The sequence below is a fragment of the Myxococcus sp. AM009 genome, assembly GCF_013372605.1.
Lineage (GTDB): Bacteria > Myxococcota > Myxococcia > Myxococcales > Myxococcaceae > Myxococcus > Myxococcus vastator.
Genome location: NZ_JABXEP010000257.1, coordinates 1 through 7,115 on the forward strand (window position 1 = coordinate 1; position 7,115 = coordinate 7,115).

Genomic DNA, 7,115 nt, shown 5'->3' on the forward strand with positions numbered 1-7,115 from the left:
GTATAAGAGACAGAGCTCCGCCCGCGCGCCCGTGCCCCCCTGCCGGCTGCGCACCACCTCCACCGACCAGCCGTCCCCGTCCCGGGCCTCCGTCCGCAGCCGGACCCCGCCGTCCGCAGGGGACTCTGGCGAGGTCAGCAGCAGGAGCAGCCCGCCGCCGCGCGCCGCCGCGTCCGCCAGCTTGCGCGCCTCCGCCAGGGCCACCCGGCACGCGCGCCCGCCGGGACTCACCCCGCGCGTCAGGTCCAGCACCACGCAGGCGAAGGCCCCGCTCCGGGCCAACTGCACCGCCGCCCAGATGCGCTGCTCGGGAGCCTGGGGCCGGACGATGAGCAGCCGCTCCAGGTCCACGCCCAGGGCCGCGGCCGAGGGCGGGTAGAGCTCCCGGGGGCCGTCCACCCAGGCGCACAGCCGCGCCTCCTGGTGCGCCGCGGCCACCGCGCGCAGCGCCAGGCTGGTGCGCCCCGAGGCCGCCTCGCCGCACAGCTCCACCACCTGCCCCAGCGGCAGGCCCCCCGTCGGCAGCAGGGCGTCCACCGCCGACAGGCCCGTGCGCAGCACCGCCAGGTAGCGCCGGGGCGCCGCCTGCAACTGGCGGATCCGCTCCCGAAGCTGCTCCACGACCGAGCCCGTCCCCTGCTCCCCTCCCACTCGCTGCTCCGCCGCGCTCATCTCGCCTCCTCGCCAGTCCCCTCCGGACCGGACGACCGGTGGGGCGGTCGTCCACTATCCTCGGAGGTCTGACATGCGCCTTCATGGGACGCATGGCGGTGGGTGCGGGGATCAGACCCGCTGGCGCGGGTTCCCCGGGCTCAGCCGGCGCAGAGGACCTTCACTTCCACCTTCTTGTCGTCCGCGCGGCGCAGGCAGCTCGACTGGAAGAACAGGCGGGCCGGGTACGCCTCCGTGGACGCCTCGTAGCGCAGGTCGCCCGCGGCCACCGAGCACCGCTCCACCTCGTCGTTCGCGCGCGTCAGCTCCACCTGGACCAGCCGGGGGTCGGGCAGGTTCACCACCTCGATGCTCTGCGCCACCGTGGCCAGCTCCGCGATGCGCAGCAGGGTGTCGCGGTAGTTGTCCCGGCAGACGGAGTCGAGGTTGTCGAGCCCCTGGTCGAACGCCTCCGCCATGGCGCGCTGCCGGTGGCCGGGACCGTAGGAGGTCGGGCAGTCGACGTTGCGCACGAAGACACCATCGGGTGTCGTGTCGCGGATCAGCTCCGCCCGCTTGTCGGACAGCGCCACCGGGCCAATCGTAGCCCAGAGCACCTGGCGCGAGGCCCCCGTTGAATCCCGGAGTTGCTGGAACGTAGCGAAGTACTCCTCCACCGGCGTCAGCAGCTGGGACTGCTCACTGCAGTTGTCGATGGACGTGTCGTCGGACACCCACACTGGAGGGGGGCGCTGGATGGTGCTGCAGTCTTCCTCGTCGGTGACCACCGCCACCAGCAGCCGCGCGCCGTCGCGCAGGAACCCGGCGTTGCCGTTCTCCGCGCCCGGCGTCGACACCAGTGGCTCCGTCACGGCCAGCCGGACCGCCTCGAAGGGCGTCTCCTGGCCGCTGCCCTCCGTGCCCTGGATCACCAGCCGCCGGAACTTCTCCAGCACGTATGGATCCGTGCCGTCGATGAAGCGCTCGTCGGTGGGGTTGCCCGCCGCGTCCGGCACGCGCTGCAGCCGGCCAGACTCATTGGCGTACTCGCGGTACTGCGTGTTCCCCTGGAACATGGCCAGCCGGTACACGGACGTGGTGATCACGCCCACCCGGAAGTCCTGCGAGACGCCGCTGCCCTCCTTCAGCGCCTCCAGGAAGGCGGGCAGCTCGGTGGCGATGGCGTTCTGCTCCTCTTCCATGGATCCGGAGTTGTCGATGACGAAGAGGATGTCCGTCTTCTGCGGCGCGATGACGGGAGACTCGCTCTCGCACTTCCCGGGGAGGTTGGAGCCCGGCTCGTCGACGGGCGACCGGCACGACGTCCACAAGAGAGACGGCAACAGGAGCAGGTGGGCGAAGGATCGGCGCTTCATGGGGGGCCTCTCGAAGAGCTGCGCACCCCGGCGGGGCGCCGCATCAGATGCTAGAGGGGTGATCATGCCCCACCCTCCGTCCGGACGCGAGACTTCCGAGGAACCCTGGAGATGTGACGGGGGACGGAAAAGCGCACACTGCGTTTGCCATGTCCGTTTTGGTTGTTACGTTGGTTCATCCGCCGCAGAAAACCTGGAAATGTTCACTGGTTGTCGAAGGGAAAAGGCTGAACTCCATGTCCGATGAGAAGAAGAAGGGCACCGCTGCGAGCGCTATGCCCACCGCGATGGCCCCTCCGGGGCTCATCAACAAGGAAGACATCCCGCAGGTGCTCCCCATCCTCCCCCTGCGCAACAGCGTCTTCTTCCCGGGCGGAGTGCTTCCGCTGGCCGTCGGCCGCCAGAAGACCATCGCCCTGATCAAGGACGCCGTGCGTGACGACCAGGTCATCGGCGTCGTCACCCAGCGCCGCGCCGAAGAAGAAGATCCGGGTGCCGCCGACCTCTACACCATGGGGACGGTCGCCCGCATCGTGAAGCTCCTGAAGATGGGCGAGGACAACTATTCGCTCGTGGTGCAGGGGCTCGCTCGCTTCCGCGTGGTGGAGCTGGTCCAGGAAGCGCCCTACCTCAAGGCCCGCGTGGACGCCGTGGAGGACAAGACCTCTTCGGAGAACGTGGAAGTCGAGGCGCTGGGCATCAACCTCAAGAAGCTGGCGCGCGAGGTCATCGAGCTGATGCCCGAGCTGCCCGCCGCCGCCACCGAGCTGGTGGAGAGCATCACCCACCCCGGCCACCTGGCGGATCTGATCGCCGCCAACGTGGACGTGCCCATCGAGGAGAAGCAGGCCGTCCTGGAGACGGTGGACCTCAAGGCCCGGATGAAGCTCGTGCTGGAGCTGCTCAACCGGAAGCGGGAGATCCTCAAGCTCTCCAACAAGATCGACTCCGCCGTGAAGGGCGAGATGTCGAAGACCCAGCGCGAGTACTACCTGCGCCAGCAGCTCAAGGCCATCAAGGAAGAGCTGGGGGAGATGGGCGAGGAGGAAGAGGAGCTCGACGAGCTGCAGGAGCGCCTGAAGAAGGCCGGCCTGCCGCCCGACGTGGAGAAGGTCGCCAACAAGGAGCTCAACCGCCTGAAGACGATTCCGGCGGCCTCCAGCGAGTACACCGTCGCGCGCACCTACCTGGATTGGATCGCCGACCTGCCGTGGGCGAAGATGTCCGAGGACAACCTCGACATCGAGAACGCGCGCCAGCAGCTGGACAAGGATCACTTCGGCATCAAGAAGGTGAAGAAGCGCATCCTGGAGTACCTGGCCGTCCGCAAGCTGAAGAACGACATGCGGGGCCCCATCCTGTGCCTCGTCGGTCCGCCGGGCGTCGGCAAGACGTCGCTGGGCCAGAGCGTGGCCAAGGCCACGGGCCGCAAGTTCGTGCGCCTGTCGCTGGGCGGCGTGCGCGACGAGGCGGAGATCCGCGGCCACCGCCGCACCTACGTGGGCGCCCTCCCCGGCCGCTTCATCCAGAGCATGAAGAAGGCCGGCACGAAGAACCCGGTCATGATGCTGGACGAAATCGACAAGCTCGGCGCCGACTTCCGCGGCGACCCGAGCGCGGCGCTCCTCGAGGTGCTGGATCCGGAGCAGAACAACACGTTCAGCGACCACTACCTCGACGTGCCCTTCGACTTGTCCAAGGTGATGTTCGTCGCCACGGCGAACCAGCTCGACCCCATCCCCGGTCCGCTGCGTGACCGCATGGAGATCATCGAGCTGACGGGCTACACCTTCGAGGAGAAGCAGAGCATCGCCCGCATCCACCTGGTGCCCAAGCAGCTCAAGGAGCACGGGCTGAGCCCGGACCACATCGAAATCACCGACGAGGCGCTGCTCACGCTGACCACCTCGTACACGCGCGAGGCCGGTGTGCGTAACCTGGAGCGCCGCATCGCGGACATCTGCCGCGCGGTGGCGGTGGAGGTGGCTGGCGGGAAGATGGAGAAGCAGACCATCAACCCAGACCGGGTGAAGGAGATCCTCGGGCCCGAGATGTTCTACTCGGAGGTCGCCGAGCGCACCGAGGTGCCGGGTGTGGCCACGGGCCTGGCCTGGACGGCGGCGGGTGGCGACCTGCTCTTCATCGAGGCGACGAAGATGGCGGGCAAGGGCGGCATGACGCTCACCGGCCAGCTGGGCGACGTGATGAAGGAGAGCGCCACGGCGGCGCTGAGCTACCTGCGCAGCAAGGCGGAGCAGCTCGGCATCAGCCCGAACTTCCTGGAGAAGACGGACCTGCACCTGCACTTCCCGGCGGGCTCCATTCCGAAGGACGGGCCCTCCGCGGGCGTCACCATCCTGACGGCGCTCACCAGCCTCCTGACGGGCATCCGCGTGCGTCACGACACGGCGATGACGGGCGAGGCCACGCTGCGTGGCCTGGTGCTGCCGGTGGGCGGCATCAAGGAGAAGGTGCTGGCGGCGCACCGGGCGGGCATCAAGCGGGTCATCCTGCCGGAGCGGTGCCGTAAGGACCTGATCGACGTGCCGGACCAGGCGCGCAACGAGCTGGAGTTCATCTTCGTCACCCACATGGATGACGTCCTGAAGGCGGCGCTGGAGACGCCTCCCTTCGGCGTGGCGGGCACCCCGGGCGGCGAGCCGGGCAAGGAGGCGCCGCTGCCGAAGCCGGCCGAGTCCTCTCCCGAGGTCCGCGCGTAGCGCACGGCCTTCGGGCCCGTAGGAAGTGACACGGGCAGGTTCCCTTCTGGGAGCCTGCCCGTTGTCTTTGCGGGGTGGGTGGGCTTCCACGGCCCCCTTTGTCCGAGAGAGACTGAGCGTCGGCGCTCCTCTCCTGGGCGCCCTGCGCACGATGCTAAAGACTTCCTCGCTGCTGGGACTGGGGCTGCTGTTGCTCGCCGGGCCCGCCTCCGAACCCGCCACTGTCGTTCCCACGCCCATGTGGCCCGCTTCGGGCGCGCCTCTCACCGTGTCCGAGGTGCGCTTCCCTGAGGGCTTCGGAACGCGGCGCATCTACCTGGATGCGGGCCATGGCGCGGAGGGGAACACCGGCAACAAGGGCGTCACCTGCGAGGACGAGGAGACCTTCACCCTCCGCGTGGCGGAGGACCTCGCGAAGCGCTTGGAAGCCACGGGGCACTTCCAGGTGCGGCTGAGCCGCAAGCCGGGCGAGCGCGTCGCCTACCCCTTACGCGTCACCGCCGCCGAGGCGTGGCGCGCGCACGCGATGCTCAGCCTGCACTCGGACTCGCGAGGCACGGCCATGCCCTGGTCCCCCACGCCGGGCCAGGAGTGCTTCCGGCAGGATGCCGCGCCCGGCTTCACCGTCCTCTGGTCCGAGTCCGCGGAAGCCACCGCGCACCTCCAGGCTGGGCGCGCGGGACTGGCCCGGGCCCTGGCGCACCGGCTGGGACAGGCGGGCTTCCCGCCCTACGACGGCGTGGACTACGAAGGTCTCTACGCCATCGACACCGCCCAGCCCGGCGTCTTCGTGGCGCGTGAGCCCACGCACCGGCAGATCTTCGTGCTTCGAAAGCCGCGCATCCCCTCCGTCATCATCGAGACCCACCACGCGCTCGACTTCGAGGAAGCGGCACGATGGCGTGAGAAGCGCACCCTGGAGGCCTTCGCCGCCGCCGTGGCCCAGGGGCTCGTGGATGCACTCGCGCCCGATGTTGCTCAGGCGGCGCCCTCGCTCAGCCCTCGCGTTGCTGCCCCGCCTCCACGTGCCGCTCCGTAGCGGCTTCGACGTGCTCGACAAGACGGCGCGCCAGCGTCTCCACCCGCGGTTCCAGCAGCACACTGTAGTGGTCCCCCGGAACGTCCTCCACGGTGAGGCCCGATGGCACCCAGCGGGCCCATCCGTGGGACGGCTCCACGGCCTGGGAGCGTTGCGCATCCTTCGCGCGCAGCAGCAGCACGGGGCACCGAACGGGACCGGGACGGTAGGCCGCCAACGCCCGCAGGTTCGCGCGAGTCACATCACGCCAGGCGCGGAGCGTTGACGCCTCGACCTCGGGAGGCAGCCACCCCACCTGCCGCGCGTGCTCGACGACGACGGCGAATTGCTCCTCGTCGCTCAGGCCCGAGAGCGCCTCGGGGCGTAGGGTGGACTCGGCACCCGCCGTCCGTGCCAGGTCCATGGCCATTCCCGCGAGCAGCAACGCCCCATCGGGTTCCCGCGTAGGCGCGTTCTCGTCGGGAGCGAAGCTGTCCAGCAACACCAGGAGCGCCACGGACTGCCCCTGACGCTCCAGCTCTCGCGCCATCTCGAAGGCCACCACGCCCCCCAGGGACCAGCCGCCCAGCACATAGGGGCCCTCGGGCTGACGCTCGCGCATCGCCTCCACGTAGCGGCAGGCGAGCGCCTCCACCTGCTCCAGAGGAGGCTCGCGTCCATCGAGCCCAGCGGCCTGGAAGCCGTAGAGAGGCCGCTCGCGTCCCATACGCCGAGCCAGCGCACGATACGGCCCCACGGCGCCGCCGACGGCGTGCACGAAGAACACAGGCGTGCCGGCACCTTCGGGCTGCAATGCCACACAGTCACGCGTGGCCCCCTCCGTGTCCGAGCCTTGCAACCAGACCGCGAGCCGCAACACCGTTGGCGCCTCGAAGAGGGCACGCAGCGGAATGTCCACGCCCAGCTCCGTGCGAACACGCGCCACGACCTGGGTCGCCAACAACGAGTGGCCGCCCAGCTCGAAGAAGTCGTCATGAATACCGACACGTGGCACGCCCAGCACCTCCGAGAAGATGCCCGCCAGCGCGTGCTCGGCGTCCGTACGCGGCGCGACGTGCTGTCGCTGCTCGGGGACGCCTGCCTCCGAGGCCAGGAGCGCCTTGCGGTCGACCTTGCCATTGGGCGTCAGCGGCAACGCCTCCAACACCACCACCGCTGACGGCACCATGTACTCCGGCAGCCTCTGCCTCACCGCCTCCTTCAGCGCCGCGGCCTCCGCTCCAGGCGCCACCACGTACGCCTCCACCCGCTTCTCCTGCCCCTCCCCCCTCACCACCGCTGCCGCTTCCTTCACCTGCGCGTGCTGCTTCAGCGCCTCCTCCACCTCCC

The 7,115-nt window shown here is 69.6% G+C and carries 5 protein-coding genes; 2 read left to right on the plus strand and 3 right to left on the minus strand.

Features of this window, described 5'->3' with window-relative positions; translation table 11 throughout:
* Together HV824_RS34180 and HV824_RS34185 are read right to left on the minus strand one after the other, a co-directional pair.
* Positions 1 to 672: ImuA family protein (locus HV824_RS34180; protein ID WP_176425133.1), on the minus strand; the 672-nt coding region annotated here is incomplete at its 3' end.
* 140 nt (positions 673 to 812) lie between these two features.
* Positions 813 to 2,027, minus strand: a complete 1,215-nt coding sequence (locus HV824_RS34185) for a vWA domain-containing protein (RefSeq protein ID WP_176417098.1) — start codon at positions 2,025 to 2,027, stop codon at positions 813 to 815.
* 236 nt (positions 2,028 to 2,263) lie between these two features.
* Here HV824_RS34185 and lon point away from each other — a divergent pair, with 236 nt between their 5' ends.
* Positions 2,264 to 4,747, plus strand: coding sequence for an endopeptidase La (lon, locus tag HV824_RS34190; protein ID WP_176417099.1), 2,484 nt, complete (start codon positions 2,264 to 2,266; stop codon positions 4,745 to 4,747).
* Positions 4,748 to 4,898: 151 nt separating this feature from the next.
* The gene (locus tag HV824_RS34195; protein WP_255208568.1) at positions 4,899 to 5,786 is read left to right on the plus strand and encodes an N-acetylmuramoyl-L-alanine amidase; all 888 of its coding nucleotides are present in this window, start codon (positions 4,899 to 4,901) and stop codon (positions 5,784 to 5,786) included.
* On the opposite strand, the gene HV824_RS34200 is transcribed toward HV824_RS34195, so the two are convergent.
* Positions 5,743 to 7,115: alpha/beta fold hydrolase (locus tag HV824_RS34200; protein ID WP_255208569.1), on the minus strand; the 1,373-nt coding region annotated here is incomplete at its 5' end. The two genes, HV824_RS34195 and HV824_RS34200, sit on opposite strands and share 44 nt — an antisense overlap.